The organism is Pseudomonas sp. Wu6 (assembly GCF_019891515.1).
Classification (GTDB): Bacteria; Pseudomonadota; Gammaproteobacteria; order Pseudomonadales; family Pseudomonadaceae; genus Aquipseudomonas; species Aquipseudomonas orientalis_A.
The window spans coordinates 1-24,611 of sequence record NZ_JAFLXH010000040.1 but is presented as its reverse complement, the minus strand read 5'-3'; the positions used below and the strand labels follow the sequence as shown (position 1 = coordinate 24,611).

The 24,611-nt window shown below is 60.9% G+C and carries 24 protein-coding genes; 18 read left to right on the top strand and 6 right to left on the bottom strand.

Going from position 1 to position 24,611, the window contains the following annotated elements; genetic code table 11:
- Positions 1–185: 185 nt before the first annotated feature.
- Both ccoM and J1G34_RS22835 read right to left on the bottom strand, forming a co-directional pair.
- Positions 186–302 (bottom strand): cytochrome c oxidase subunit CcoM, encoded by a 117-nt coding sequence (gene ccoM, locus J1G34_RS27420; RefSeq protein ID WP_017530457.1) that lies wholly within the window; start codon positions 300–302, stop codon positions 186–188.
- Between the two features lie 143 nt (positions 303–445).
- Positions 446–607, bottom strand: a complete 162-nt coding sequence (locus J1G34_RS22835; RefSeq protein WP_090408332.1) for a hypothetical protein — start codon at positions 605–607, stop codon at positions 446–448.
- A 132-nt stretch (positions 608–739) separates the two neighbouring features.
- Here J1G34_RS22835 and J1G34_RS22830 point away from each other — a divergent pair, with 132 nt between their 5' ends.
- The 3 genes from J1G34_RS22830 (at position 740) to J1G34_RS22820 (ending at position 3,351) form a co-directional block, all read left to right on the top strand.
- Positions 740–1,612, top strand: a complete 873-nt coding sequence (locus tag J1G34_RS22830; protein ID WP_222994668.1) for a LysR substrate-binding domain-containing protein — start codon at positions 740–742, stop codon at positions 1,610–1,612.
- Between the two features lie 90 nt (positions 1,613–1,702).
- Entirely contained in the window at positions 1,703–2,173 is a 471-nt protein-coding gene (locus tag J1G34_RS22825) for a RidA family protein (protein ID WP_130138536.1), read from the top strand.
- Complete coding sequence (locus tag J1G34_RS22820) at positions 2,170–3,351, top strand: aminotransferase class V-fold PLP-dependent enzyme (protein ID WP_222994667.1); 1,182 nt, start codon at positions 2,170–2,172, stop codon at positions 3,349–3,351. The genes J1G34_RS22825 and J1G34_RS22820 overlap by 4 nt, the downstream gene beginning before the upstream one ends.
- Here the strand turns inward: J1G34_RS22820 and J1G34_RS22815 are convergent.
- A complete protein-coding gene (locus tag J1G34_RS22815) occupies positions 3,348–3,689 on the bottom strand; it encodes an aspartate-semialdehyde dehydrogenase (RefSeq protein ID WP_065893415.1) in 342 nt (113 codons plus the stop codon). The genes J1G34_RS22820 and J1G34_RS22815 overlap by 4 nt on opposite strands.
- A 219-nt stretch (positions 3,690–3,908) precedes the next feature.
- Here J1G34_RS22815 and rapA point away from each other — a divergent pair, with 219 nt between their 5' ends.
- Positions 3,909–6,755 (top strand): RNA polymerase-associated protein RapA, encoded by a 2,847-nt coding sequence (gene rapA, locus J1G34_RS22810; RefSeq protein WP_065886151.1) that lies wholly within the window; start codon positions 3,909–3,911, stop codon positions 6,753–6,755.
- Between the two features lie 727 nt (positions 6,756–7,482).
- Here the strand turns inward: rapA and J1G34_RS22805 are convergent.
- The gene (locus J1G34_RS22805; RefSeq protein WP_065897015.1) at positions 7,483–8,829 is read right to left on the bottom strand and encodes a spinster family MFS transporter; all 1,347 of its coding nucleotides are present in this window, start codon (positions 8,827–8,829) and stop codon (positions 7,483–7,485) included.
- Positions 8,830–9,077: 248 nt separating this feature from the next.
- On the opposite strand from J1G34_RS22805, the gene J1G34_RS22800 reads away from it, so the two are divergent.
- Complete coding sequence (locus J1G34_RS22800) at positions 9,078–9,446, top strand: YkgJ family cysteine cluster protein (protein WP_065893413.1); 369 nt, start codon at positions 9,078–9,080, stop codon at positions 9,444–9,446.
- Between the two features lie 137 nt (positions 9,447–9,583).
- Positions 9,584–11,848 carry a putative bifunctional diguanylate cyclase/phosphodiesterase gene (locus J1G34_RS22795; protein ID WP_122483360.1) on the top strand — a complete coding sequence of 755 codons (2,265 nt, stop codon included), beginning with the start codon at positions 9,584–9,586 and terminating at the stop codon, positions 11,846–11,848.
- A gap of 190 nt (positions 11,849–12,038) precedes the next feature.
- Here the strand turns inward: J1G34_RS22795 and J1G34_RS22790 are convergent, their stop codons facing one another.
- Positions 12,039–12,341, bottom strand: a complete 303-nt coding sequence (locus tag J1G34_RS22790; RefSeq protein WP_065886147.1) for a DUF2288 domain-containing protein — start codon at positions 12,339–12,341, stop codon at positions 12,039–12,041.
- Positions 12,342–12,682: 341 nt separating this feature from the next.
- Between J1G34_RS22790 and J1G34_RS22785 the strand changes: the two genes are divergently transcribed.
- From J1G34_RS22785 to J1G34_RS22745, 9 genes are all read left to right on the top strand, one after another.
- Positions 12,683–13,810: a branched-chain amino acid ABC transporter substrate-binding protein gene (locus J1G34_RS22785; RefSeq protein WP_065886146.1), complete on the top strand. Its 1,128-nt coding sequence runs from the start codon at positions 12,683–12,685 to the stop codon at positions 13,808–13,810.
- A gap of 229 nt (positions 13,811–14,039) precedes the next feature.
- The gene (livH, locus tag J1G34_RS22780; protein ID WP_065886145.1) at positions 14,040–14,963 is read left to right on the top strand and encodes a high-affinity branched-chain amino acid ABC transporter permease LivH; all 924 of its coding nucleotides are present in this window, start codon (positions 14,040–14,042) and stop codon (positions 14,961–14,963) included.
- The gene (locus J1G34_RS22775; RefSeq protein ID WP_065886144.1) at positions 14,960–16,213 is read left to right on the top strand and encodes a high-affinity branched-chain amino acid ABC transporter permease LivM; all 1,254 of its coding nucleotides are present in this window, start codon (positions 14,960–14,962) and stop codon (positions 16,211–16,213) included. Before livH ends, J1G34_RS22775 begins: the two co-directional genes overlap by 4 nt.
- Positions 16,210–16,977 carry a high-affinity branched-chain amino acid ABC transporter ATP-binding protein LivG gene (livG, locus tag J1G34_RS22770; protein WP_065893410.1) on the top strand — a complete coding sequence of 256 codons (768 nt, stop codon included), beginning with the start codon at positions 16,210–16,212 and terminating at the stop codon, positions 16,975–16,977. Before J1G34_RS22775 ends, livG begins: the two co-directional genes overlap by 4 nt.
- Position 16,978: 1 nt before the next feature.
- Complete coding sequence (locus J1G34_RS22765; RefSeq protein WP_010212366.1) at positions 16,979–17,680, top strand: ABC transporter ATP-binding protein; 702 nt, start codon at positions 16,979–16,981, stop codon at positions 17,678–17,680.
- Between the two features lie 170 nt (positions 17,681–17,850).
- The gene (locus J1G34_RS22760) at positions 17,851–18,147 is read left to right on the top strand and encodes a BufA1 family periplasmic bufferin-type metallophore (RefSeq protein ID WP_122463793.1); all 297 of its coding nucleotides are present in this window, start codon (positions 17,851–17,853) and stop codon (positions 18,145–18,147) included.
- Positions 18,148–18,170: 23 nt separating this feature from the next.
- Positions 18,171–19,049, top strand: coding sequence for an MNIO family bufferin maturase (bufB, locus tag J1G34_RS22755; RefSeq protein ID WP_222994666.1), 879 nt, complete (start codon positions 18,171–18,173; stop codon positions 19,047–19,049).
- Positions 19,046–19,807, top strand: a complete 762-nt coding sequence (locus J1G34_RS22750) for an HvfC/BufC N-terminal domain-containing protein (RefSeq protein ID WP_065897013.1) — start codon at positions 19,046–19,048, stop codon at positions 19,805–19,807. Before bufB ends, J1G34_RS22750 begins: the two co-directional genes overlap by 4 nt.
- Positions 19,808–19,818: 11 nt before the next feature.
- Entirely contained in the window at positions 19,819–20,304 is a 486-nt protein-coding gene (locus tag J1G34_RS22745; RefSeq protein WP_065893406.1) for a DoxX family protein, read from the top strand.
- Here the strand turns inward: J1G34_RS22745 and J1G34_RS22740 are convergent.
- The gene (locus tag J1G34_RS22740; protein WP_065893405.1) at positions 20,295–21,209 is read right to left on the bottom strand and encodes a LysR family transcriptional regulator; all 915 of its coding nucleotides are present in this window, start codon (positions 21,207–21,209) and stop codon (positions 20,295–20,297) included. The two genes, J1G34_RS22745 and J1G34_RS22740, sit on opposite strands and share 10 nt — an antisense overlap.
- Before the next feature lie 104 nt (positions 21,210–21,313).
- Here J1G34_RS22740 and J1G34_RS22735 point away from each other — a divergent pair, with 104 nt between their 5' ends.
- From J1G34_RS22735 to J1G34_RS22725, 3 genes are all read left to right on the top strand, one after another.
- Positions 21,314–21,913 (top strand): short chain dehydrogenase, encoded by a 600-nt coding sequence (locus tag J1G34_RS22735; RefSeq protein ID WP_222994665.1) that lies wholly within the window; start codon positions 21,314–21,316, stop codon positions 21,911–21,913.
- A gap of 95 nt (positions 21,914–22,008) precedes the next feature.
- The gene (locus J1G34_RS22730; protein WP_065886135.1) at positions 22,009–22,680 is read left to right on the top strand and encodes a COG3650 family protein; all 672 of its coding nucleotides are present in this window, start codon (positions 22,009–22,011) and stop codon (positions 22,678–22,680) included.
- Positions 22,681–22,786: 106 nt separating this feature from the next.
- The gene (locus tag J1G34_RS22725) at positions 22,787–24,400 is read left to right on the top strand and encodes an NAD(P)/FAD-dependent oxidoreductase (protein WP_065893403.1); all 1,614 of its coding nucleotides are present in this window, start codon (positions 22,787–22,789) and stop codon (positions 24,398–24,400) included.
- Positions 24,401–24,611: the final 211 nt, after the last annotated feature.

The following is a 24,611-nucleotide window of genomic DNA, read 5'->3' as shown; positions in this document are numbered from 1 at the left end:
ATCGTTCCCACGCTCTGCGTGGGAATGCATTCCGTGACGCTCCGCGTCACCCATGCGCGGGCCTCAACAGCGGGACGCGGAGCGGCCGAGGCGGCATTCCCACGCAGAGCGTGGGAACGATAGGCAAAAAAAAGGGCGACCGAAGTCGCCCAAAATGCCTTGCGTGCCCTGTCATCCGGAAAAACCTAAGGTTTTTTACGCTTGTTTGCGTCTTTCCAGATAAAAAATCCGAATCCAACAAAAAACAGCACCATGAGGCTTACGGTCAGCACTCCGGCAAATACCACATTATCGATAAACATGACCGGCCTCCTGCACTTGCCCTGTTGCGATAGGGCTAAGTTAATGGAGAAGGCGGAATGGAAAATTGACGGGGATCAATGTCGCCCGCGACGGGGCGTAAAGAAGGGCAATAACTGACCTGGATCAATCAAGGCCAGTTGATTCAACGTTTTTTCGGCTTGTTCTTCGACTTCTTCTTGGCTTTACCCAAGGGCATCGCCTGTTCAAATGCCTGGCGCACTTCGTTCAGGCGTTTGTCATTAAGGTCATGCACGCGCTTGGCGCGTTCGGCATTCAGGTCGATCAGCTTGTCGTCGTCACTCATGGCTTGGCTTACGTTATGGCGGGAATGCCCAATAATGCGGTCTCCCGCGCCCGACGGCAAATCAGCGGGCGACAAAATGCAGGGCATCGACCAGAATCGGCACCTTCCTTCCTCCCCAGGAGACGCAACCCGGTGGCACTGCACAAGGACCTTCCTCCGTTGCTGGCCCTGCGCGCCTTTGAGGCTGTGGCGCGGCACTTGAGCTTTATCAAGGCGGCAAATGAGTTGTCGGTAACCCAGAGCGCCCTGAGCCACCACGTGCAGAAACTTGAGCAACACTTGGGCAAACCGCTGTTTATCCGGCGCACACGTGCGATAGATCTGACGGTGGACGGCCAGCATTACTACAACGAAATCCGCCCGGCCCTGGATGCCATTGCAACCGCCACCCGCCACCAAAAAGCAGTACCCGGCCCCAGCCTGCTGCGCGTCGGCTTGCTGGCGTCCTTCGCCACGCTGTGGCTGGCGCCGCGCCTGGCGGAGTTTCTCAATCGCTACCCGCATATCCAGGTTGAATTGCTGCCCGCCATTCAATTGGCCAACGTCGCCGGTGCCGAGGTTGACCTGGCCATCCGTTACGGCAAGGGTGACTGGCCCGACGTGCACGCCACGCGACTGATGACCGAAACCCTGTCACCGGTATGCAGCCCGGCCTTCAAGGCCGGCCAATGCCACGATAGCCCGCTGTTGATGGCCACCTCACACCGCCCGTTCGAGTGGACGGATTGGTCGCAGCATTATCAGGTCGACCTCGAGCGCCACCCTCGCGTGATGCTGCATGACTACAACATCGTGGTCGAAGCCACCGTGGCCGGCCAGGGAATCGCCATGGGCCGCCATCGCCTGATCCAGCGCAAGCTTCGCGACGGCAGCCTGGTGGAGGCGTTCGACTGGCCGCATTATCACAGTGAGATCGGCTACTGGCTGATCACGCCCCACAGTCCGCCGAGCGAAGCAGCGGCATGTTTTATTCAGTGGCTGCAGGAAACCTGCGCCGACGCATGATTTTTTTCGATGCGTCGGTTGAGATCTATCCGTTTGTAGACCACCCGTGCAGCCAACATGCTGGAACCTCACCCCTCAAGAGGTTGCATCATGAGCGACTCCATCCGTCAACGCGTTCACGCCCTTGGCCTGACACTGCCGACTGCCAGCCAACCGGCGGCCAACTACATCAACCATGTCGTCAGCGGGCACCAACTCTTCATTTCCGGGCAAATTCCCCTGCTCGATGGCAGGCCCGCCTACGTCGGCCGCGTCGGCGACACGCTGGATGATCAACAAGGCGCGCAGGCGGCAGAACTCGCGGCGCTGGGCCTGCTCGGGCAACTGAGCGAGGCCCTGGGCGATGACTTGTCGCGCGTGGTGCGCATCGTGAAGCTGGGGGTATTCATCGCCTGCACCGCCGATTTCCAGCGCCAGAGCGCGGTCGCCAATGGCGCGTCGAACCTGTTGGTCAACGCCCTCGGTGACAAAGGCCAGCATGTGCGCACCGCCGTCGGCGTGAGCAGTTTGCCGGCGGGCGTGGCCGTGGAAGTCGACGCCATTGTCGAGTTGCAACCGTGACCCCGCTGGCCATCCGACAACTGCGAGCGGCCACGCCCGGCTGCCAGGCCGGCACCGTGCACTTCAATCATGCCGGTGCTTCTCTGCCCAGCCAGGCCACCCTCGACGCCATCGTCGCGCAACTGCAACGCGAAGCCCAGGACGGTCCGATGGAGGCTGGCGAACATGGCGCCGTGCTGGTGGAGCAGGCCCGTCACGCCGCCGCGCAATTGCTCAATGCGCCCGCGTCCTCGATTGCCTTCGCCAGCAGTGGCTCGACGGCCTGGAACCTGGCGTTCCAGGCCCTGGGCCCATGGCAGCCAGGTGACCGCATCCTGGTCGGCCGGCATGAATGGGGCGGTAACCTGGCGAGCATGGCAATGGCCGTGCAAGCAGGTGCCCGAATCGACGTCATCCCCTGCGACGCGGCCGGCGCAGTGTGCCCGGTGGCGCTGGAGGCGATGATCGACGCCGACGTGAAGTTGATCAACCTCACTTGGCTGCCGGCCAACGGTGGCCTGATCAACCCTGCCCAGGCCATCGGCGAAGTGGCGCGGCGTCACGCCATCCCCTACTTTATCGACGCTGGCCAAGCGCTTGGCCAGGTGCCTGTGGATGTACAGGCGCTGCACTGCGATGTGCTCAAGTGCGCCGGCCGCAAGCACCTGCGCGGGCCTCGGGGCACGGCACTGTTGTATGTAAGGCCGGCGTTTTTGCAGCGCCTGAATCCTGCCCAGCGCGATGTGTTTTCAGCCCCCTGGACCGCCGCAGGTTTCGATGTGCGCAACGACGCGCGGCGCTTCGAAACCAGCGAAGCGTCCTTTGCCTTGCTGGCCGGACTCGGCAATGCCTTGCAGGAGATCAATCAACTGGGGATCGAGCAGGTATGGGAAGGCGTCTCGCGCACCAGCGCGCGAATCCGCGAAGGGCTGCGCCAGATACCGGGGATTTCCTTGCATGACATGGGCACGCTGCAGTCCGGACTGATCGCCTTCAACCTGACCGGTTGGGACGCCTTCGAACTCAAGCAGCGCCTGGGCTTGCAGCGCATCAACATCGGCGCCAATGGTGTTGCCTACACACCACTGGACATGCAGGCGCGCGGGCTGAACAGCATTGCGCGAGTCTCCGTCAGCCCACTCAACGACGACCGGGACTGCGCGTTACTGCTGGAGGCCTTGCGAGCACTGCGCGACTAAACCTCGATGTCGACCCACAAGCCCTGGCGTGGCGCGTCTTCAATCAGCGGCGCCACGGGCACGGTGTTGTCGGCGTTGAGCAGATCGCCGGGAATCGGCAGGTGCTGCTCAGGGTCGTCGCCAGCTTCACGCTGACGTTTTTGCTGCTCTTGCTGGCGGCGTTGTTCTTCGCGCAGCAGAAAGGTCGACTGCTCCGCATCGCCCTTTTTCAAGTCGATGGTGCTCTCGTTGGAGCCCGGTTGAACCGGCACGACGGGCGGGATATCCGGCTTCTGGCGCACCGGATCGAGTTGCGACGTGACCGGCACGACACTGACGGGCAGCATGGGTGGCAACATAATCTTGATTCTCCTGATCAACAGGCTGTCGGCGCGCCCCTGGGCGACTTGAGCGCGCGCTCGCCAAGCTGTGACCCAGTCGACAGTTGTGAGTGCCCGCCACCCGTCGATTTAGCCGGCGGGCGTACGCACCAACCCAGTAGTTTTCGTCAGAGTCCTTGGGCGTGGGGCCTTGTTCCGTTAAGATAGTCGGCTTTTTCACGGCGGGAGTCAGGCAGCATGGCGCAGCAGTATCAACCGGGGCAACGCTGGATTAGTGACAGCGAAGCAGAGCTGGGGTTAGGCACCGTTCTGGCACAGGACGGCCGCTTGTTGACCGTGCTCTATCCGGCCACTGGCGACACTCGCCAGTATGCGCTACGGAATGCGCCCCTCACCCGCGTGAGGTTTTCGCCGGGCGACAGCATCACCCATTTCGAAGGCTGGAAAATGACCGTACAGGAAGTCGACGACGTCGACGGCCTGCTGGTCTACCACGGCCTCAACGGGCAGAACGAGCAGGTCACGCTGCCGGAAACCCAACTGTCCAACTTCATCCAGTTCCGCCTTGCCAGCGACCGCCTGTTCGCCGGGCAGATCGACCCGCTGGCCTGGTTCTCGCTGCGCTACCACACCCTGGAACATACCAGCCGCCAACTGCAGTCCTCGCTGTGGGGCCTGGGCGGCGTGCGTGCGCAACCGATCGCGCACCAACTGCACATCGCCCGTGAAGTCGCCGACCGTATCGCGCCACGGGTATTGCTGGCCGACGAAGTGGGCCTGGGCAAGACCATCGAAGCGGGCCTGGTGATCCATCGCCAGTTGCTCTCGGGCCGCGCCAGCCGCGTGTTGATCCTGGTCCCGGAAAACCTGCAGCACCAGTGGCTGGTGGAAATGCGCCGCCGCTTCAACCTGCAGGTTGCACTGTTTGACGAAGAACGCTTTATCGAAAGCGATGCCACCAACCCGTTCGAAGACACTCAGCTGGCGCTGGTCGCCCTGGAATGGCTGGTGGACGACGAGAAGGCCCAGGACGCACTGTTCGCGGCCGGTTGGGACCTGCTGGTGGTCGACGAAGCCCACCATCTGGTGTGGCATGAAGACAAGGCCAGCGCCGAATATTCGCTGGTCGAACAACTCGCCGAAGTGATTCCCGGCGTGCTGCTGCTCACCGCTACCCCGGAACAACTCGGCCAGGACAGCCACTTCGCGCGCCTGCGCCTGCTCGACCCGAACCGTTTCCACGACCTGCACGCCTTCCGCGCCGAGAGCGAGAACTACCGCCCGGTGGCCGAAGCCGTGCAGGAGCTGCTCGACAAGGGCCGCTTGTCGCCTGCCGCGCACAAGACCATCCAGGGTTTCCTTGGTAACGAAGGCGAAGCCTTGCTGACCGCCGTCAACGATGGCGACACCGAAGCCAGCGCGCGCCTGGTGCGTGAGCTGCTCGACCGCCACGGCACCGGCCGCGTGCTGTTTCGCAACACCCGCGCCGCCGTACAAGGCTTCCCGGAGCGCAAACTGCACGCCTACCCGCTGCCGAACCCGGACGAATACATGGAGTTGCCGCTGGGCGAACATGCCGAGCTGTACCCCGAAGTCAGCTTCCAGGCGCAACCGGACATCGAGGAAGAGCACCGCTGGTGGCGCTTCGACCCGCGTGTCGAGTGGCTGATCGACCAGCTGAAAATGCTCAAGCGCACCAAGGTCCTGGTGATCTGCGCCCACGCCGAAACCGCCATGGACCTGGAAGACGCCCTGCGCGTACGTTCCGGCATCCCGGCCACGGTGTTCCACGAAGGCATGAACATCCTCGAACGCGACCGCGCCGCAGCGTACTTCGCCGATGAAGAATTTGGCGCCCAGGTGCTGATCTGCTCGGAAATCGGCAGTGAAGGCCGCAACTTCCAGTTCTCCCACCACCTGGTGCTGTTCGACCTGCCGTCCCACCCCGACCTGCTGGAACAGCGCATCGGCCGTCTGGACCGGATCGGCCAGAAACACGTGATCGAACTGCACGTGCCGTACCTGGAAACCAGCCCGCAAGAGCGCCTGTTCCAGTGGTACCACGAAGCGCTGAACGCGTTCCTCAATACCTGCCCGACCGGCAACGCCTTGCAGCATCAGTTCGGCCCACGCCTGCTGCCGCTGCTGGAGAACGCCGACGACGGCGAGTGGCAAGCGCTGATCGACGAGGCCCGTGCCGAGCGTGAGCGTCTGGAACAGGAACTGCACACCGGCCGCGACCGCTTGCTGGAACTCAACTCCGGCGGCGCCGGTGAAGGCGATGCGCTGGTCGAGGACATCCTCGAGCAGGACGACCAGTTCGCCCTGCCGATCTACATGGAAACCCTGTTCGACGCCTTCGGCATCGACAGCGAAGACCATTCGGAAAACGCGCTGATCTTGAAACCCAGCGAAAAGATGCTCGACGCCAGCTTCCCCCTGGGCGACGACGAAGGCGTGACCATCACCTACGACCGCAACCAGGCGCTGTCGCGTGAAGACATGCAGTTCATCACCTGGGAACACCCGATGGTGCAAGGCGGCATGGACCTGGTGCTGTCCGGCTCCATGGGCAACACCGCCGTGGCGCTGATCAAGAACAAGGCGCTCAAGCCGGGCACCGTCTTGCTGGAACTGCTGTATGTCAGCGAGGTGGTTGCCCCGCGCTCGCTGCAACTGGGTCGCTACCTGCCGCCGGCGGCCCTGCGCTGCCTGCTGGATGCCAACGGCAATGACCTGTCCGGCCGCGTGTCGTTCGTGACCTTGAACGACCAGTTGGAAAGCGTGCCGCGTGCCAGCGCCAACAAATTCGTGCAGGCCCAGCGCGACCAGTTGACGCCGCGCATCAACGCCGGCGAAGAGAAAATCGCCCCGCGTCACGCCGAGCGCGTGGCCGAGGCCAAGCGTCGCCTGGCAGCCGACACCGACGAAGAACTGGCGCGCTTGACCGCCCTGCAAGCGGTCAACCCGACCGTACGCGACAGCGAGTTGGTGGCACTGCGCAACCAGCGCGAGCAAGGCCTGGCCATGCTCGACAAGGCCGCGTTGCGACTGGAAGCGATTCGAGTGCTGGTGGCGGGTTGATCACTGACTGCTGAAAAAGAAAGGCCCGCACACAATGCGTAATGCCGTTCAGTTAAGGCTTTTTGTAGGAGCGAGGGGGCGCCTAGCTCTTGCTCGCGAAAAACCACAGGCGCCGCGTTCAATCAGGAAACACGCGTTATCGTTGACGTTTTTCGCGAGCAAGCTCGCTCCTACAGAGGGCGATGTACGCTTAACTGAACACGGGTTTTTTTTATAAGCCTTCAGCGCCTCATCGGGGCATCTACACAACTTTGTAGGCTATAGAAGCCTGCAGTAACCACGATGCGAAGCGAGCCGCTCTTGCTCTTGATCTGCTTTTGATCTTGATCTTAGGCGCCCCGTTAAACCACGCTGGCCGAACGCAGGCTTGAATCCGTGGGTAACCCGGCAGGACGCCGGGTTAGCCGCACTGGGCCAGGGATGGCCCATTGCGGCGGCCCACGGATTCAAGCCGGAGAGAGGGCACACCGAGCCTAGGCGAGGTGCCGAGTGGTGGGGCAAGAGCGTTTTGCTTACTTTTGCGCTTTTCAAAAGTGGGCCGCTGTAAAAGCGGAACCATTAGCAGCCGTGACCGCAGAAACGGATATGTACTCGGTCTGATCCAACATCCTGGTCGGCCCAGAGGCCGCCATCGGGGGCAAGTCGAATCGTCGCACCGCCCCTCCCACACTTGACTGCGTTCACAAATCAAAATGTGGGAGGGGGCCCCGATACACTCACCTCGGTCTCAAGCAGTCGCCGCAGCAGCCGGCACCTGCACCGCACTCAACCCTTCCTTCATCCGCCTGGCATCACGCACAAAACTGCGCGAAGCCTGAAACAAAAACAGCATAGTCAGAAACAACGCCACCGGGATCAGATACATGGCGTCATGCAACCCCACCGCCTTATAAGCCTCGGTCATCTGCTCAGCCCCCGCCGCGTACATCGCCGCATGCGCAAAATGATCAGACAACCCGCCCACCACAATCGGCCCCATCCCCCCACCCAGCAGATACAAACCGGCAAAGAACAACGCCATCGCCGTGGCCCGCAGACGCGGTTCAACCACGTCCTGAATCGCCGTGTACACGCAGGTATAGAAGTTGTACGCAAACAGCCAGCCCACGCTGAACAGCAAGACGAACACCCCGATCTCGATACGCCCGGCATGCAAAGCCCAGGCGGTGGTGACCGTGGAGATGATCAGGCTGCACGCGGCGAACAGCAGCCGGCCATTGGCGACCCGCTGGTGGATCTTGTCGGCAATCCAGCCCCCCAGGGTCAGGCCCACCAGACCAGTCAGGCCGACGATCACACCGGTGGCCACCGCCGCCTCCTGCAAAGGCATCAGGAAATAGCGTTGCAGCATCGGCACAAGGAATGAGTTGCACGCGTAGGTGGCGAAGTTGAAGCACAACCCGGCCAGCACCAGCCACAGGAAAGTCGGCACCGCCAGCACACGGCGGATCGGACGGTCGACCCGTTCCTGGGACACTTGCACCGATTCCGCCGCGCCGCGTTTGGGCTCCTTGATGTAGAACATGAACACCGCGAGGATCAGCCCCGGCACCGCGGCAATAAAGAACGGCGCACGCCAGCTGTCGAACGCCTTGACCATCGCGCCGATGGTGAAGAATGCCAGCAACAAGCCCAACGGCAGGCCGAGCATGAAGATCCCCATGGCACGCGCGCGGCGGTGGGCGGGAAACAGATCGCCGATCAACGAATTGGCGGCGGGGGCATAGCTGGCTTCCCCGATGCCGATGCCCATGCGCACCAGCAGGAAGCTCCAGAAACTGCCGACCAGGCCATTGACCGCCGTCAGCCCGCTCCAGGCAAACAGGCCCCAGCCCATCAGTTTGCTGCGCGACCCCGTGTCGGCCAAGCGCCCCAGCGGCAGTCCGGCGATGGCATAAACGATGGTGAAAGAGGTGCCGATGATGCCGAGCTGGAAGTCGCTCAGATGCCACTCCATGCGGATCGGCTCGATGATGATCGCGGGAATGGTGCGGTCAAAGAAGTTGAACAGGTTGGCGAGGAACAGCAGGAACAGAATGCGCCAGGCATTCGCCGCTTGGGTCGAGTTCTGCATGGGTCCGTCTCTTTATTGTTATGAGAGCTGCGATGCCCACTGCATCCTGCTCAGTAGCTGCAACATAGTCAGGCCGGCGGCGCTTGTCTGTAATGATTCGTAAAGCTGATAGGGCGTGATATCCCCGAAATTACGGGACTTTCCCTACGAAAATATATCTGTGCGCCCCCCTTCCCAACGGCCACGGCCCAGATAGAATGGCGAGCCTTCCCGCAGTTCCCCTTCCCTACTCTTAATCGATGACGCCCATGTCCGAAGCCAGTCCGTGTCTGAATTGCGGTGCCTGCTGTTCACACTTTCGCGTGTCTTTCTTCTGGGGCGAATGCGCCTCATCGGGCGGTACGGTGCCCGATGACCTGGTGGTGCAGATCAACCCCACGCGCGTGGCAATGATCGGCACCGACCAGAAGCCCGCACGCTGCTGCAGCCTCGAGGGTGAAGTGGGCAAAGGCACGCGCTGTTCCATCTATGAACAGCGCTCAAGCCCCTGCCGCGAATTCGACGCCTCGTGGAGCCAGGGCGTGCACAACGTCGACTGCGATACCGCCCGCGCCGCTTTCGGTCTGGCGCCCCTCGAGGAACGACCTTTCGAACTGGATCTGCCCATCAGCGCTTAGCATCAAACGCTATGGGCGCCATGCAAAAAGAATTGAATCAAAGTGCCATTATTCATGGCAAATCCCGCGAGGCTTCTATACTCGATCTCATAGGTCACCGCCTGAGGCAGTGACGGGACGCTATGACGGGACACGCTATGGAATGGCTGGGGCTGCACTTTTTCACCGAGCTTCCAGACAACGGGCACTTATTACTCAATTGCAGTCATAACCCCTTTCTGGTGCTGCTGGCTTATCTGGTCGCCTGCGCGGCGGGCTTCGGCACGCTGGATATGGCCGAACGCGTCGGCCATGTGGAAGACCCCACCGCCCGCCGCCGCTGGCGTTGGTTGGGCGCGGGTTGCCTGGCGGGCGGTATCTGGTCGACGCATTTCATCAGCATGCTGGCATTCCAGGCGCCCATCGCCATTCATTACGAATTGCTCATGACCTTCGTCTCGCTGGTCATCGCTCTGATCGCTTCGCTGTTCGCCATGCAGACCCTCAGTCACGCGCGCCTGCGCTTGCACCAGTACGTGCTGGCCTCAGTGTGGATGGGACTGGGCATCGCGCTGATGCACTACGTCGGCATGTCGTCCATGCGCTCACAGGCCCAGGTGTACTTCGAATCCGGGCTGTTCATGGCGTCGGTGGCGATTGCCATCGGCGCGAGCCTGGCGGCGTTGTTGCTGTCGAGCTACCTGCGCAACGGTGCCGGCGTGTTTCACCAACTGCTCAAATACGCCGCCAGCCTGGTGCTGGGCGCCGGTATCCTGAGCATGCATTTCACCGGCATGGCGGCCATGCAAATGCTGGTACCCAACGGCGTGAATCTGTCACTGCCGGTGGACAACAACCCCATGCAACTGGGCCTGTCGGTGGCGGTGATTACCTTGCTGGTGATCGGCAGCAGCATCAGCGCCGCCCTGGCGGACAAAAAACTGCAGCACAAGGAACGCGATCTGCGCCGGGTCAACGCGCTGCTCAGCGAACTGGACCAGGCTCGGGCCTCATTGCAGCAGGTCGCCCATTACGACGCGCTGACCAGCTTGCTCAACCGGCGCGGCTTCAACCAGATCTTTGCGGAAAAGGTCGCTGAAAAAACCGCCTCCAACGGCATGATGGCGGTGATCTTCCTCGACATTGACCATTTCAAGCGTATCAACGACAGCCTCGGGCACGATGCCGGCGATCAACTGCTCACCGTGCTGGCCAGCCATATCAAAAGCTCGGTGCGCAGCCATGCCGACGTGGTGGCGCGCTTTGGCGGGGATGAGTTCTGCATCCTGATCAACATCCATCATCGCGACGAAGCGCGGCACATGGCCCAGCGCATCATGCAAAAGATGAAAGAACCCATCGAGCTGGCCGGCCGGCGCATGGTCATGACCACCAGCATCGGCATCAGCCTGTTTCCCGACGATGGCCAGACCTGTGAAGAACTGCTGAAAACCGCTGACCTTGCGCTTTACCAATCCAAGGACGCCGGGCGCAACAGCCTGCACTTCTTCAGTTCCAACCTCAAAACCCGCGCCTTCCTGGAGCTGCAACTGGAAGAAGAACTGCGCGCCGCCCTGCGCACGCGTAACGAGCTGGTGCTGTTCTATCAGCCGATCTTCGACATGAAGCTCGGCAAGGTCACGCGCCTGGAGGCCCTGGTGCGCTGGCAGCATCCGCAACACGGCCTGCTGGCGCCGGACCGGTTTATCGGGATTGCCGAGAGCAACGGGCTGATTGCCGAACTGGACCACTGGGTCTTGCGCCAGGCCTGTCATGACCTGAGCCTGCTGTCTGATCGCGGCTACACCGAGCTGACCATGTCCGTGAACTGCTCGGCCCTGAACCTGGCCCGGGATGAACTGGCGGACGAAATCGAAGCCGCCCTGCGCTTTGCCAGCATTGCCGCCAATCGCCTGGAGCTGGAAGTCACCGAAAACGCGTTGATGGGCAATATCAGCAGCACCCTGGCCTTGTTGCGGCAGATCCGCGCCCTGGGCGTGTCCCTGGCCATCGATGACTTCGGCACGGGCTATTCATCGCTGGCCTACCTCAAGCGACTGCCCCTCACCACCTTGAAGATCGACCGCTCGTTTATCCAGGATGTTCCCAAGTCCACCGCCGACAGCGAAATCGTCCAGGCGATTATCGGCATGGCCCATACGCTGCATCTGGAAGTGGTGACCGAAGGGGTGGAAACCCAGGCGCAATTCGAACTGTTGCTGCAGCATGGCTGCGATTTCATTCAGGGTTATCTGCTGAGCCCGGCGGTGGCCTTCAGCGAAATCATCGGGGTGATGCAGGGCATGCAGATACGCAACCCGCTGCACACGTTCAGCGCAGCCGCCAATAAAGACGCGGCTTCGCCCAAGGCACCTGCACCGGCGCGCGTGAGCCCGCCTTCCACGGTGAGGCCCATTCGCTGAAGCGGCCACGCCCAATACCTTGAAACAATTTCCCGGCACTTACCCCGGCTTCCCAACTGTTCCCGTGACGTTAACGTCACCGTCAGGCTGTGACCTTTCTCTACGGCAAGTTGCCATCACTGGCCAAGCGGTTACTCCGCTACACACTTGCCCAAGCGCGAGCGGTGCACCCTTTTTGATCACGACTTTCTTATGCCGCCCTTTCCTGGATCAAAATCCACGGCGAAACCACCACCGCCCACAGGCCCGGGTCACGCTCGACCAGGTCCAACGCCCGCGTCGCAGACACTTCGCCAACGCTCCCCGCGGCCAGCCAGGCAGCGACTTTATCGCGATTGTCTTCGGCCATCGCCTCGGCCGCTTCGATCAAATCCAGCCCGGCATCGACCCACAATAGGGCACCCTTGGCAAAGAACGGTTCGAGCTCCTTCCAGGAAATTTCGGCGGTTTCACCGAGCAGCTTGGCATAGAGGGTGCTAGGTTCTTGCGTCATGGGAGTTCACCTGAGTAAAAAATCGGCGCAATCATAGCGTCGTGGCTCAGTCAGAAAAACCCAGTAGCAAATGAGGTAGCGATTGAAAGCGTCGGAAAAGCCAGGGAATGCTTGAAAGGCTGGTATAACCCCGGCGCAATTCTGTCTTTTTCTTTCATTTAAGCGACACAACCCGGTTTTGCCCCCGACAGCCAGCTTTTCAAGCGATCAACCGGCGCTCTACACTGTACCGGTACAGTTGCCAGGGCAATGCCGGGGGGATATCCGCGATATCCGATCCGGTTCTGCAGCTCACAAGGCCGCTAGAACTATAAAAAATACAACAGTAAGAGTGGAGCACTATGAATAAGGCTACTAAGCAGATTTCCAAACTGTTTGCCGCTATGGTCCTGGCTGGGGTTGCCGGCCATTCGTTCGCAGCCGATACCATCAAGATCGGTATCGCGGGTCCCAAGACCGGTCCCGTAACGCAATACGGCGACATGCAATTCATGGGTGCCAAGCAGGCCATCGCCGACATCAACGCCAAGGGCGGCGTAGACGGCAAAATGCTTGAAGCCAAGGAATACGATGACGCCTGCGATCCGAAACAGGCCGTTGCCGTCGCCAACAAAGTGGTCAATGACGGCGTCAAGTTCGTGGTCGGTCACCTCTGCTCCAGCTCCACTCAGCCCGCGTCGGATATCTATGAAGACGAAGGCGTCATCATGATTACCCCGGCAGCCACCAGCCCGGAAATCACCGCCCGTGGCTACAAGCTGATCTTCCGCACCATCGGCCTGGACAGCGCACAAGGCCCGGCGGCCGGCAACTACATCGCCGACCACGTGAAGCCGAAGATCGTTGCCGTACTGCACGACAAGCAGCAATACGGTGAAGGCATCGCCAGCGCCGTGAAGAAAACCCTTGAAGAAAAAGGCGTCAAGGTTGCCGTCTTCGAAGGCCTGAACGCCGGTGACAAGGACTTCTCCTCGATCATCCAGAAACTCAAGCAAGCCAACGTCGACTTCGTCTACTACGGCGGCTACCACCCTGAGCTGGGCCTGATCCTGCGCCAAGCCAAGGAAAAAGGCCTGAACGCCAAGTTCATGGGCCCTGAAGGCGTCGGCAACGACTCCATCTCGCAAATCGCCCAGGGCGCTTCCGAAGGCCTGCTGGTGACCCTGCCGAAATCCTTCGACACCGACCCTGCCAACAAAGCCATCGTTGAAGAGTTTGCCAAGAACAAGCAGGACCCGACCGGTCCGTTCGTGTTCCCGGCCTACTCGGCCATCGAAGTGATCGCCGGCGGTATCAAGGCCGCCAAGAGCGAAGACACCGCCAAGGTGGCCGAAGCCATCCACGCCGGTACCTTCAAGACCCCTACCGGCGAACTGAGCTTCGACGCCAAGGGCGACCTGAAGGACTTCAAGTTCGTGGTCTATGAATGGCACTTCGGCAAACCAAAAACCGAAGTTTCCCCTCAGTAAGCCAGGCGTTACTGGTCCAACAAGCCCACTGTGAGAGCAGTGGGCTTTGTTTTACGAGGTTTATGGGCCTGTCACCCGCGATCCGGGCGCTGGCTCACCTGAAAATCTTAAAACCGTCACCAGCGGTTCGCTGGCAAACGCTTTGTGCAAATGTGCTCACAGAACACAGCGCAGGGCCGGAACATGACTCCACCAGTGAAATGCGTATCGGGTTTTTAGGAGCGCTGTAATGCCTGAGATCTATCATTTTTTCCAACAGCTGGTTAATGGCCTGACCATTGGCAGCACCTATGCCTTGATAGCCATTGGCTACACAATGGTTTACGGCATCATTGGAATGATTAACTTCGCCCATGGCGAGGTGTACATGATTGGTTCCTACGTGGCCTTCATCGCCCTTGCCGGGCTGGCCATGATGGGTATCCACTCCCTGCCGCTGTTGATGACCGCTGCGTTCCTGGCATCGATCGTCGTGACCAGTGCCTATGGCTACAGTATCGAGCGTGTTGCCTACCGCCCCCTGCGTGGCAGCAACCGGTTGATCCCGCTGATTTCCGCCATCGGCATGTCGATTTTCCTGCAGAACACCGTATTGCTGTCCCAGGACTCCAAGGACAAGTCGATTCCCAACCTGATTCCGGGGAGCATTTCCTTCGGTCCCGGTGGTGCGGAAGAAGTGCTGATTTCCTACATGCAGATCCTGGTCTTCATCGTCACTCTGGTGGCCATGCTCGGCCTCACGCTGTTCATTTCCCGCTCCCGTCTGGGGCGCGCCTGCCGGGCCTGCGCCGAAGACATCAAGATGGCCAACCTGCTGGGCATCAACACCAACAACATCATCGCCCTGACCTTCGTGATCGGCGCCGCACTCGCAGCCGTTGCTGCCGTGTTGCTGAGCATGCAGTACGGCGTGATCAACCCCAACGCCGGCTTCCTGGTGGGCCTCAAGGCCTTTACCGCGGCGGTACTGGGCGGCATCGGCAGCATCCCGGGCGCCATGCTCGGCGGGCTGGTGCTGGGCGTGGCCGAAGCCTTCGGCGCCGATATCTTCGGTGACCAGTACAAGGACGTCGTGGCATTCGGCTTGTTGGTTCTGGTGTTGTTGTTCCGTCCGACCGGCATCCTGGGCCGTCCGGAGGTTGAGAAAGTATGAGCAGATATCTTAAATCGGCGTTTTTCAGCGCCTTGCTGGTATGGGCCGTGGCCTTTCCGGTACTCGGCCTCAAGCTGAGCATTGTCGGGATCAACCTGGAAGTGCATGGCACCGGGCCGCTGACGTTGAGCATCATCGCGGTGTGTTCGGTTCTGATGTTTTTGCGGGTACTGTTTACCCACCAGCTGGGTGGGTTATTCAAACGCAATCGTGGTCCGTTGGTTTCACCCAAGGTCAGCCAATTCCTGACCCTCCCGCGTACACAGCGTTACATCATCATCGCCCTGATCGCCGCCGCCCTCGTATGGCCATTTTTTGGCTCTCGAGGTGCGGTGGATATCGGTATCTTGATCCTGATTTACGTGATGCTTGGGCTGGGGTTGAACATTGTGGTGGGTCTGGCGGGTTTGCTCGACCTGGGTTACGTAGGCTTTTACGCTGTTGGCGCTTACACCTACGCACTGCTGTCGCACTACCTCGGCTGGGGCTTCTGGATCTGCCTGCCAATTGCCGGAATGATGGCTGCCACCTTCGGTTTCCTTCTGGGTTTCCCAGTGTTGCGACTGCGCGGCGACTACCTGGCAATCGTGACGCTCGGCTTCGGGGAAATAATTCGTCTGTTTCTTCGCAACCTGACTGACCTCACCGGTGGGCCGAACGGCATAAGCAACATTCCCAAGCCAACGTTTTTCGGTCTTCCGCTCGATAAAACTGCGCCTGATGGCGGACAAACGTTTCATGAGTACTTCGGTTTGGTTTACAGCGGATCTGACAAGATAGTGTTCCTCTATCTGATTGCGCTGTTGCTGGTGCTTGCGACCTTGTTCGTGATCAATCGCTTACTGCGCATGCCGATCGGCCGAGCCTGGGAGGCATTACGTGAAGACGAGATCGCCTGCCGTGCTTTGGGCATGAACCCGACAGTGATCAAACTCTCGGCATTTACCCTCGGGGCGACATTCGCCGGTTTTGCCGGCAGCTTCTTTGCTGCCCGTCAGGGGCTGGTTACACCTGAGTCGTTTACCTTCCTCGAGTCGGCGATCATTCTGGCGATTGTCGTATTGGGCGGAATGGGTTCACAACTGGGCGTTATTCTGGCTGCCGTGGTAATGACGCTGCTCCCGGAACTGATGCGCGACTTCAGTGAATACCGCATGTTGATGTTCGGTGCACTCATGGTGCTGATGATGATCTGGCGCCCTCAAGGCCTGCTGCCCATGCAACGTCCACACATGGAGCTGCGCAAATGAGCCGCGAGATCCTGAAAGTCGAAAATCTGAGCATGCGCTTCGGCGGCTTGCTGGCGGTCAATGGCGTTGCCCTGACCGTCAAGGAGAAACAGGTTGTGGCGCTGATCGGCCCGAACGGCGCCGGCAAGACCACGGTGTTCAACTGCCTCACCGGTTTCTACAAGCCGAGCGGCGGCAATATCCTGCTGGACGGTCAGCCGATCCAGGGCCTGGCCGGTCACGAAATCGCCCGCAAGGGTGTGGTGCGAACCTTCCAGAACGTGCGTTTGTTCAAGGACATGACGGCGGTCGAGAACCTGCTGATCGCCCAGCACCGTCACCTGAACACCAACTTCTTCGCAGGCCTGTTCAAGACCCCGGCGTTCCGCAAGAGCGAGCGCGAGGCCATGGAGTACGCGGAATACTGGCTGGACAAGGTCAATCTCACCGAGTTCGCCAACCGTCCGGCCGGCACCCTCGCCTACGGCCAGCAACGCCGCCTGGAAATCGCCCGCTGCATGATGACCCGCCCGCGGATCCTGATGCTCGACGAACCGGCGGCCGGCCTGAACCCCAAGGAAACCGAAGACCTCAAGGCGCTGATCGGCGTGTTGCGTGAGGAAAACAACGCCACCGTGCTGTTGATCGAACACGACATGAAACTGGTCATGAGCATTTCCGACCATATCGTGGTGATCAACCAGGGCACGCCGCTGGCCGACGGGACGCCGGAGCAGATCCGCGACAATCCCGAAGTGATCAAAGCCTATCTGGGGGAAGCGTAAAATGCTGCAATTCGAAAACGTTTCCACTTTCTACGGCAAGATCCAGGCCCTGCACAGCGTCAACGTGGAAGTGCGCCAGGGAGAGATCGTGACCCTGATCGGCGCCAACGGTGCCGGCAAGTCCACCCTGCTGATGACCCTGTGCGGCTCGCCCCAGGCTCACAGCGGCAGCATCCGCTACATGGGTGAAGAGCTGGTGGGCCAGCAGTCGTCGCAGATCATGCGCAAGAGCATTGCGGTGGTACCGGAAGGCCGTCGCGTGTTCTCGCGCCTGACCGTGGAGGAAAACCTGGCCATGGGCGGGTTCTTTACCGACAAGGGCGACTACCAGGAGCAGATGGACAAGGTGCTGCACCTGTTCCCCCGTCTCAAGGAACGCTTCAGCCAGCGCGGCGGCACCATGTCCGGCGGCGAGCAGCAAATGCTCGCCATCGGCCGCGCGTTGATGAGCAAGCCCAAGCTGTTGCTGCTGGACGAGCCATCTTTGGGCCTGGCACCGATCATCATCCAGCAGATCTTCGACATCATCGAACAACTGCGCAAGGACGGCGTGACGGTGTTTTTGGTGGAGCAGAACGCCAACCAGGCACTGAAAATCGCCGACCGCGCCTATGTACTGGAGAACGGCCGGGTGGTGATGCAGGGCACTGGCGAGCAGTTGCTGACCGATCCGAAGGTGCGTGAAGCCTATCTGGGCGGTTGATGACTTCGCAGTGTAACGACCATGAAAGGAGCCGGGAAACCGACTCCTTTTTTTATTGACGATTTAAAAAGATTTCTCCTACGCCGTTGTAACGAATTTCTCCGTACCGTCTCTAGTGGTGTGAGCAAGCAATCAAGCCTGCCACCTCAACCCGCTGCTGGAGACACACCATGACCACCAAACTGTCCGCCGCTACCCTCGTCCTTGCCCTTGGTTCAGCCCTGAGCCTGTCCGGCCTGACCACCACCGCCCATGCCGCCGACGACATGCAGAAATGCTTCGGTGTCGCCGAAGCCGGCAAGAACGACTGCGCCGCCGGCGCCGGCACTTCCTGCGCCGGCACGTCCAAAACCAAGGACCAGGCCAACGCCTGGAAACTGGTCCCAGCCGGTACCTGCCTCAAGACCCCAAGCACCACCTCGCCGACCGGTTTCGGCCAGGAAGCAGCTTTCAGCGCAAAGTCCTGAAACCCCGCGTAACCTGAGTACTGATGATGACCCTTTCATCCCTGCAAGCCATCTCCCAGGCTCAGGTACCCGGCCTGCCGCGTCGGGCCGGACTGGGACTGAAGAACGAGCACTTCACTGAGGTGCTCGGAACTTCACCCGACATTGGTTTCTTTGAAGTGCATGCCGAAAACTACATGGTTGCCGGCGGCCCTTTTCACCACTACCTGGGGTTGATTCGCGAACGCTACCCGCTGTCGTTGCACGGCGTGGGGCTCTCCATCGGCGGCGAAGGTCCACTCGACCCTGAGCACCTGGCGCGACTGGTCAGGCTGATTGATCGCTATCAACCCCACTCGTTTTCCGAACACCTGGCCTGGTCCAGCCACGGCCCGGTATTTATCAATGACCTGCTGCCCCTGGCCTACGATGCGCAAACCCTGGCTCGGGTATGCGCGCACATCGACCAGCTGCAAAGCACGCTCAAGCGGCCAATGCTGCTGGAGAACCCGTCAACTTACGTGCAGTTCCAGCGCTCCACCCTGGACGAAACCGACTTCATCAGCGAAATCGTCCGGCGCACCGGCTGCGGGTTGCTGCTGGACGTCAATAACGTCTACGTGTCGTGCATCAATCACCAGCGTGACCCGCTGACCTACATCGATGCACTACCGTTGCATGCCGTCGGCGAGATACATCTGGCCGGCTTTGCCGAAGATTCCGACAGCCTGGGCGAACGACTGCTCATCGATGATCACGGTGCGCCGATCGACGATGCGGTGTGGCGGCTCTACGAACAGGTGCTCACACGCACGGGGCCGGTGGCCACACTGATCGAGCGTGATAACCAGGTGCCGGCCTTCAGTGTGCTGCACGCCGAGGCACGGCAAGCCGAACGTTGCCTGGCGCAGGTGATGTCATGAGTGTTCAGAGCGCGTTCGCCGATGCGCTGCTCGCGGCACACGGTAGCTGCCCGGATGGCCTGTTCAGCAGCAACGGCGCCGACCCCGCCAGCCGCTTTGCGGTGTACCGCAACAATGTCCAGGGCTCGTTGATCAATGCGCTGGCAGCCAGTTACCCGGTGACATTGCAACTGGTGGGCGATGAATTCTTCCGCGCCATGGCCAGCCTTTTCGTACAGGCTAACCCGCCTACCAGCCCGTTGATCAACGAGTACGGCAGCAGACTCGCCGATTTTATCCAGGCATTCGAACCGGCCGACAGCGTGCCCTACCTGGCGGATATCGCACGGCTGGAGCGCCTGCGGATACGTGCCTATCACGCAGCCGACACGCCGACGCTGTGCCAGCAGCACATTCTTCAACACCTGCAGGGTCAAGAAAACCTGGGGCAGTTGAGCCTGCAATTGCATCCATCGCTCGCCACCTTGCGCTCTCCCTATGCGGTGGTGGCGATATGGGCCGCTCACCAGAATGACAGCGATGTCACCGGTTTCAGCCCCTGGCCTGCGCAAAATGCAGTGGTGTTGCGCCAGGGGTTAGCGGTCAAGACGTTCGCCATCGACAGCGGTTCGGTGAGCTTTATCAACTGCCTGAACCAAGGCACGGGGCTGGAAATGGCAGTGGAGCACGCCTTGCAGGCCTCATCCGAATTCGACCTGCATCAATGCCTGACGCTGTTGATCAGCCATGACGCCATCACTCATCTGCACCTCGAATAAAAGGTATCGCCATGAACCGTTCCGCTGCCGGCCTGCTGACCCAGGCCATCGCCCTTTTCGAAAAAATCCCCTACAGCCTGATCGCCTTTATCGCACGCTTCTCCATTGCGGCGGTGTTCTGGAAGTCCGGGCAAACCAAGGTTGAAGGCTTTGCCATCGACCTGATCAGCGGCACCTTCGAACTGGGTGAACCCCGGCTTGCCGCCTCGACCTTGCCCTTGTTTCGCAGCGAATACCACGTCCCACTGTTGTCCCCCGAAGTCGCCGCGCACCTGGCAGCCTTTGCCGAGCACTTCTTCCCGGTACTGATCCTGCTGGGGTTGGCCACGCGATTCTCGGCCCTGGCCTTGATTGGCATGACCCTGACCATTCAGTTGTTCGTCTATCCAGACGCCTACCCCACCCATGGCACCTGGATTGCGCTGTTATTACTGTTGGTGGCCAAGGGCCCGGGCCGGTTGTCCATCGACCACTGGATCGCTCGGCGCTACCGCTGAAGGCGATCCAGGGTTGCACCGCTGCGCTTGAACCAGTCCACCAGGTAGTCGGCCAACACCTGGGTGCGTCGCGGCAGGCCACCTTGGTAGGGATGCACCAGGTACATCGGCTGGCTGCGCGTCTGATAGTCACGCAACAGCGCGCATAATCGGCCCTCGGCCAGTTCCGTCGGCAGCAGGTACGACGGCAGCCGCGCGATACCAGCGCCCACCAATGCGGCCTTCTTCAACAGGTTGTAGTGGTTGGACGCGAAGGTGCCGCTCACGCGCACACGCAACAGCTCATGCTGCTGGTGATACAGCCATTCTTCGCGGCCGCTGTAGTGGCTGTTGAGCAGACAGGTGTGGCCCGCCAGGTCCGCCGGGCGCAGCGGTTCGCCGTGCTGTTGCAGGTAGGCCGGGCTGGCGCAGGTCATCTCGTGCCAGGCCAAAAGCGGCTTGACCACCAGGCGCTCGTTCTCGATGGCCCCCGAGCGCACGCCCAGATCGAACCCGTCCCGTGCCAGGTCTCGATAGCTGTTGTTCAGTTCCAGTTCGATCTGCACCTGCGGATACTGCCTGGAAAACTCCAGCAACAAGCCATCGAAGAACGTCTCTCCCAGGGAAACCGGAACCGTCATACGCACTGGACCGGCCAAGTCATCCTTGAGCCGCGCCAAGGCCTGACGCGCACGTTCCACCTGCACCACCAGCGCCTGTGCCTGGGGCAGCAGCGCCGCACCCGCGGCGGTAAGGCTCAGCTTGCGCGTGGTGCGATGCAACAACACCACGCCGAACTGCGCCTCCAACTGGCTGATCCGCTTGGACAATTGCCCCTTGCTGCAGCCCAGTTGCTCGGCCGCCAGGGTGAAACTGCCGGCTTCGATCAATACGGCGAAAGCCGCCAGATCGTCCATTTCGCTCATTGATTGTTTCCAATTGAAAACCAACGGTTGCCCATTAGCGCGTTTATCCACGGAAAAAGCCACTCTAGACTTAACCTTCATCTCACTCCTGGAGGAACAGCACGATGAAAATCCTTTTGATTGGTGCCGGCGGCACGATCGGTTCGGCGGTCAAGGCCGAGCTGGCGCAGCGTCACGACGTGATTGCCATCGGCCGCAACAGCGGCGACTTCCAGGTCGATATCAGCGACAGCGCCTCGATACGCAAGCTGTTCGAGCAGACCGGCACGTTCGACGCGCTGATCTGCGCGGCAGGCAGCGTGAACTTCGTGGCGTTGGGCGAGATGAGCGCAACCGACTTCGAACTGGGCTTGCGTGACAAGCTGATGGGCCAGGTCAACCTGTTGTTGATCGGTCGGGAGTTCGCCAATGACGGCGCGTCGTTTACCTTCACCAGCGGCATTCTGAACCGTGATCCGATTCGCACCGGCGCGTCGGCGGCACTGGTCAACGGCGCACTGGACGCCTTCGTCAAGGCAGCGGCCATCGAACTGCCCCGGGGGCTGCGTATCAATAGCGTGAGCCCGACGGTACTGGTGGAGGCCATGGACAGCTACGCACCCTATTTCCGTGGGTTCAAACCGGTGGCCGGCGCCGAAGTGGCTTTAGCCTACGCAAAAAGTGTCGAGGGCTTGCAGACCGGTCAGACGTTTATCGTGGGCTAAGTTTCAGGTTTGTAAGAATCGCCTGAAGCTGGGCTGCGGGCTTGTGATGCGGCGCGAGCCTGCGTAACGTGACGGCACTTGTCTGGAGACCGAAAATGCGTGCCGCCTCGACCCTTACCCTGCTCGCCCTGTTCCCTTTGTTCGCCGCTTGCCAGATGTTCGACAGCGAGCCGGCCAAGCTGTCCACTGTCGGACTGACCCGCATGCAGGGCGAACTGACGGCGGTTGACGGCAAGCTGTTGTTCCAGCCCTGCCAGGACCAGCGCAACTACGTGGTCAGCGATACCGCCGGCACCAGCATCCTGCAGGAAGCCGCCTCCCTGGCCGGTCAGCAAGGCACGTTGTTCGCCGACTTGCGTGGCAAGTTTTCCGGCGTCGCCAGCGGCACCCAGGGCTCGGTGGACCTGCAACAGCTGTACCGTGTCGAGCGCTCGACATCGGCCTGCAACGACCCGGACTTCAAACGCATGATCCTGCGGGCAAACGGCCATAAGCCGGCCTGGGCGATGAGCGTCACGGCCAAGGGCATGGTGCTGGAGCGCGAAGGCCAGCCGCCTCTGGCGGTGCCTTATGTCGAAGAGCAACTGGGCGATGGGCGCTTCAACCTGATGACCGACGCCAATCACCAGCACATCGAATTGTGGGTCGCCCCGCAGCGCTGCGTCGACAGCGTGAGCGGCAGCCTGCAACACATGAGCGCCGAGCTGCGTGTCAACGGCCAGGTACAGCGTGGTTGCGCGGCATTTGGCGGCTCGCGGGACGACTGATCGTCACCCGCACTGTTTTAACCTGACGGAAAAACCCTATTGGGGCTTATAATCGCCGGTTTGCAAAACAGCCGGCCTTGTTGCCCGCCGCCTACCGGATCCTGTCATGTTACGAATCACCGAACTCAAGCTGCCCATCGACCATCCCGAAGAGGACCTGCGGCCTGCCATCGTGCAGCGCCTGGGCATCGCCAGTGATGACCTGCTCGATTTCACCCTGTTCAAGCGCAGCTATGATGCCCGCAAGAAGTCCTCGGAGCTGTGCTTCATCTACACCGTCGACCTCAATGTGAAGAACGAAGCCGCCCTGCTGCTCAAGTTTGCCGATGATCGCAACGTCAATCCGGCGCCGGATGTCAGCTACCACGTGGTGGGCAAGGCACCGCAAGGCCTGGTCGAACGGCCGGTGGTGGTCGGTTTCGGCCCCTGCGGAATCTTCGCCGGGCTGCTGCTGGCACAGATGGGTTTCAAGCCGATCATCCTCGAGCGTGGCAAGGAAGTGCGCCAACGCACCAAGGACACCTGGGGCCTGTGGCGCAAAAGCGTGCTCAACCCCGAGTCCAACGTGCAGTTCGGCGAAGGCGGCGCCGGGACCTTCTCCGACGGCAAGTTGTACAGCCAGATCAAGGACCCGAAATTCCACGGGCGCAAGGTGCTGCACGAGTTCGTCAAGGCCGGTGCGCCGGAAGAGATTCTGTATGTCAGCAAACCGCATATCGGCACGTTCCGCCTGACCGGCGTGGTGGAAAACATGCGCCAGCAGATCATCGCCCTGGGCGGTGAAGTACGCTTCGAACAGCGGGTCACCGACGTACTGATCGAAGATGGCCAGTTGAATGGCGTGGTCATCGATGGCGGCGAGCACATCCTCTCCAGGCACGTGATCCTTGCCCTGGGCCACAGTGCCCGCGACACCTTCCGCATGCTTCACAGCCGTGGCGTGTACATGGAGGCCAAGCCGTTCTCGGTGGGCTTCCGGATCGAGCACCCGCAATCGTTGATCGACGCCGCACGCCTGGGCAAATACGCCGGGCACCCGAAACTCGGTGCCGCCGACTACAAATTGGTGCACCACGCCAAAAACGGTCGCTCGGTCTACAGCTTCTGCATGTGCCCCGGCGGCACCGTGGTGGCAGCGACGTCGGAGCCCAATCGTGTCGTGACCAACGGCATGAGCCAATATTCGCGTAATGAGCGCAACGCCAACTCAGGCATCGTGGTCGGCATCACACCCGAAGTGGACTACCCGGGCGGACCGCTCGCCGGTATCGAACTGCAGGAGCGCCTGGAGTCCCATGCCTACGTGCTCGGCGGCAGCAATTACGAGGCCCCGGCGCAGCTGGTCGGCGATTTCATCGCAGGCAAGCCATCCACGGCTATCGGCAGCGTGGAACCGTCCTACAAGCCGGGGGTATCCCTGGGTGACTTGGCCCTGGCCCTGCCGGACTTCGCCATCGAAGCCATCCGCGAAGCCTTGCCGGCATTCGAGAAGCAGATCAAAGGCTACTCGCTGCACGACGCGGTCTTGACCGGTATCGAGACCCGCACCTCATCGCCGCTGCGCATTACCCGCAATGAATCGATGCAGAGCCTGAACGTGAAAGGCTTGTTCCCGGCCGGTGAAGGCGCGGGTTATGCCGGGGGCATCCTGTCGGCGGGCGTCGATGGCATTCGGATTGCCGAGGCCCTGGCGCGGGACATGCTGGGCATCGAAGCCTGAGAACATGTGGGAGGGGGCCCCCGATAGCCATAGGTGTCTACACAACTCTGTAGCGCTCAACCGTAACCACGATGCGAAGCGAGTCGCTCTTGATCTTGACCTGCTTTTGATCTTGATCTCAGGCGCCCCGTTAAACCACGCTGGCCGAACGCAGGCTTGAATCCGTGGGCAACCCGGCAGGACGCCGGGTTAGCCGCACTGGGCCATGGAT